At 22.9% G+C, this 4,103-nt stretch carries 4 protein-coding genes; all 4 read left to right on the forward strand.

Annotation, left to right across the window (positions count from 1 at the left end):
* Positions 1 to 21 precede the first annotated feature (21 nt).
* Positions 22 to 1,788, forward strand: a complete 1,767-nt coding sequence (locus EZH24_RS08205; protein ID WP_137998657.1) for a Cas8a1 family CRISPR/Cas system-associated protein — start codon at positions 22 to 24, stop codon at positions 1,786 to 1,788.
* A 2-nt stretch (positions 1,789 to 1,790) separates the two neighbouring features.
* Positions 1,791 to 2,759, forward strand: coding sequence for a type I-B CRISPR-associated protein Cas7/Cst2/DevR (gene cas7i, locus EZH24_RS08210; protein WP_137998658.1), 969 nt, complete (start codon positions 1,791 to 1,793; stop codon positions 2,757 to 2,759).
* Complete coding sequence (gene cas5, locus EZH24_RS08215) at positions 2,740 to 3,450, forward strand: CRISPR-associated protein Cas5 (protein ID WP_137998660.1); 711 nt, start codon at positions 2,740 to 2,742, stop codon at positions 3,448 to 3,450. Before cas7i ends, cas5 begins: the two co-directional genes overlap by 20 nt.
* On the forward strand, positions 3,450 to 4,103 hold a 654-nt coding region (locus tag EZH24_RS08220), incomplete at its 3' end, for a CRISPR-associated endonuclease Cas3'' (RefSeq protein WP_137998662.1). The genes cas5 and EZH24_RS08220, both read left to right, overlap by 1 nt.

Raw genomic sequence — 4,103 nt, forward strand, 5'->3', positions numbered from 1 at the left:
ATTTTTTAAGGAATTTTTATTATGAATGATAACATAACAATAGATATCATAAATTCAAATTATGATAATTACTTTAAAATATCTTTGAATAATTTTTTATATAATGCAGGAGTAATAGGATTTATAGAAGTCCTAAATATAGCAGAAATAAATTATTTAATTGACGGAAAAGATTTATATGTTGAGAAATCATGTCTTACAAAGGATAATTTAGCACAATCATATATATATGCTATTTGTGATAAGTTTAAAGAAGATACTTTCTATACAAAAATAAAAAAAAGCGAAAAAGAATATGAGAAAGAATTAAATGTAATTGCAAAACAATTTGATAAAAAATCAGAAGAAAATAGTGATATAAAGGGAGGTAAATATAGACAAGCTATAAAAAAAATAGGTTTAATTAAAAATTATGATTATGAAAGTGAATTAATAAAATTATCTAATGATGAGAGAAAAGAAAAAATAAAAGAACTATTAGAAAATTTTGATGATGTTTCAAGATCTATTTTAGATTTTAATAGTGTTACTGGTAAAATAACTCCATTTTGGGGACAATTCGCCTTTTTAGATTATGCCAATACTTCAGAGTACCCACTATCTTTTATAATAGAAAAATATTTTACCTATCCTATAAAAAATATAGCCAAAAATAAAAACAATGAAACAATAAAAGATTTTTGTTTTTCATGTCAAAATCCAATTTATGAAGATTATGCGTATGAAACATTGGGACAAAAAAGTAAAAAAGAGGATAATAATAAAAAAGTAAAAACAAAATATTATAATACTTCTTTTGTAAAATCTCTAACTCAAGATTTAGAAGGTAAAAGTTCTCATTTTTGGAATCATAATCCTGATGTTATTATATGTCCTATTTGTGCATTCATATATGCTTGTATGCCTATAGGATTTACAAATATAAAAAATGATTTTATTTTTATAAATAATAGCGAGAGCATAAAAACGTTATTAAATGAAAATAAAAATTATAAAAATAAATTAGATTTATTAAATCAAGATAATATAAATTATTTTCAAGCATATATCGAAACCAAAATACAAAAAAATGAAAAAGAAATTGAAGGAATAGAATTCATAATAAATCAATTTGATGTAAATAAAAAAGAAAATAAATATATAATAAAAAATATTGATAAAACAACATTGTCAGTTTTAAGTGCATCTAAAAATTATTTAAATATAATATATGCAATCAATATATCATGCAAACTTGATAATAAAACTTCTTTAGATATATTTACTGAATGTATTGATAATATTTTTAGGAATATAAATCAATACAATCTAATACATAAAATATTTATAACAAAATATCCTGATAGTGTAAAAAAAGAAAAAATACCAGAATTAATGTATTACATAACATTGATACAAATAACAAAAAATTATATTTTCAAAGAAAAAGGAGGAGAAAATATGCAAATTGACAGAATAAAGCAAGGAGAGGAAGCCTGCAATGAAGGCGGTAAATTAAGATGGTATATTTCTCAAAATATAGAAGCCAAAGGAGAAGAACTTAATAACAGAATAAAAGGAATTAGTTTTAAATTAGCAAATGCAATACAAACTTGTAATTTTAATTTATTCAGAGATGTTTTATTTCATACTTATATTGCACTTGGAAAAAATATACCAACAATATTTATGGATATGAGAGAAAGCAATAATACTTTTAAAGATTTAGGCTATTCATATTTAGCTGGTCTTAATGGTGCTTATAGAAATAAAAATGAAAATCAAACTAATGATGAAGAAGGAGAATAATTATGACAAATAAAGGATTAACTATTAGTATAATATGTGAAGGAGAAAGTGCAAACTACGGAGAAGGATATGGTAATATATCCACAGTAAAAAGAATAAATAGAGCAGATGGATATTCTTATAGTTATATATCAAGACAGGCATTAATATATAGTTTAAAAGAAAATTTAGACTGGATTAAAACAAATATAGAAGTACAAGGAAAAGTAGCTCAATACTCTTGGGATAGTAATATAGAAGAATACAAAGAAATAGATTTATTCGGATATATGAAAACTAAACCAAAAGGTGTAAAGGCTAAAAAGGAAGAAAACCAAAAGGATGAAAGTAAAAGTGAAAAAGGACAAACAAAAATAAGAGCTGCTGCTGCAAGATTCAGTAATGCTATATCATTAGAGGCTTATACAGGAGATATGGATTTTGGAACAAACTTGTCATTAGCAAACAGAGTTAAAGGAGAAGAAAAAGGACTTCTTCCATACAACTCTGAAATACATAAATCTTATTATACATATACTGTAACTGTTGATTTAGATAAGATTGGAGAAGATGATAATGATGGCATAAATTTAGAAAGTGATAAGAAAAAAGAAAGAGTTATTGAATTATTGAAAGGTATTGAGTTTTTGCATCGAGATATTAAAGGAAGAGTTGAAAATTTAAATCCTATATTTGCAATAGGCGGAGTTTATGATATAAAAAATCCTTTCTTTGAAAACAGATTGGAATTAGAAGAATATAAAACATTAAAAATATCAACAATAAAAAATGTATTAAAATCTATAGATAGACTAAACAATCAATATGGTAATGGAGAAAAAGAAAATAATAAAACTTATATAGGATGCATATTGGGAAAATTCACAAATGGAGACGAAATAAAAAAAGAATTAGGTACTATTGAAATATCTGATTTCTTTGAAAAAATATCTGATGAGGTAGAAAAATACTATGAAGGTAATAAAAATTAAATGTTATCAAAATATGGTTAATTATAAAAGATTAGGATTTAATGAGATATGGCAGTCTTTTCCTTTGCCTCCATATTCTTCTATTATAGGTATGATACATAAAGCATGCGGATTTACCGAATATAAAGAAATGTTTATAAGTGTACAAGGGGAAAGTGCCAATTCTCATTATGGACTGTTTACTAAATACAGTTTTGCTAAAGGAGAAACTAAATTTAATAAAGATTCTTTTAAAGGTATTGGAAATGCAGAACTTTTAATTGACGTTCAATTAATAATACATGTATATACAAAAGATGAAGAGTTATTTAATTTTATATATGATAAATTAAATAAGCCAGATGATTATCTTGCTCTTGGAAGACATGAGGATATTTTAAGAATAGACAGTGTTGATATAGTTGATGTAAAAAAAACTAAAAAAATAGATTTAGAATACAGTGCATATATTCCTATTAAGTATTTAAAATATAAAGTTAATACATCATATCATGGAACAACATATATTATAAATAAACAATTTTTTATAGAAGAGAAAAATGGCATAAAAATTAGAAAGTGGGATAAAGAAAACGGAAAAATAAATGTAAAATATATGCGTCCATCAGAAACAAGAATAGAAGTAGATGATAATATATTTGGAATATTTGTAGAAGATGATGATAATGAATTAGGAGTATTTTTGGCATAATGGATTATATAGCTAAATCATATAATAAAGGCAGTCATATTGAAACTATAGAAGATCATACTGAAAAACTTATTATTTTATTCAATAACTTTAAAAATTATATAGAAAAATATTGCAAATATTATAATGATAAAACAATATTTAATAAAAAAGAGTTAGACCTAATTTATATTGCATGTAAACTGCATGATTTAGGTAAAATGAATTATAAATTTCAAAAAAATATAAACAAAAATTTTAAAGAAAATAAAGAAATAGATAAACTATATAATGAATTAGATATAAAAAATATACCTCATGGAGCATTAAGCTGTACTTTCATTAATACAGAAGAATTAAAAGAAAAATATAATTTTGACGATGAGGATATACAAATTTTGGCTTCTTCTATTTTTAATCATCATAATAGAAAAATGCTTGATAATAAAAAAAATATAATTGAATCTAAAAGATTAAAAAAAATTATTGAAAAAGATTTGAAATATAATTTAGAAATTTATAATGAACTTTATAATAAAAATCTTTTTTGTGCATATGATGGAATAGAAGAAAATCTGATTTATTATTATAAAGACAATAAATTGGATTTAGATAATATATATAATTTCTGGATTAAGTTCATCATTATAAAAGGAATGCTTAATAAATTGGAC

Source organism: Brachyspira catarrhinii (genome assembly GCF_005518285.1).
Lineage (GTDB): Bacteria > Spirochaetota > Brachyspiria > Brachyspirales > Brachyspiraceae > Brachyspira > Brachyspira catarrhinii.

Bases quoted from the DNA above. Each gene is read 5' to 3' on its own strand.
- EZH24_RS08205 (WP_137998657.1), top strand. From the start codon at position 22: ATGAATGATAACATAACAATAGATATCATAAATTCAAATTATGATAAT.
- cas7i (WP_137998658.1), top strand. From the start codon at position 1,791: ATGACAAATAAAGGATTAACTATTAGTATAATATGTGAAGGAGAAAGT.
- cas5 (WP_137998660.1), top strand. From the start codon at position 2,740: ATGAAGGTAATAAAAATTAAATGTTATCAAAATATGGTTAATTATAAA.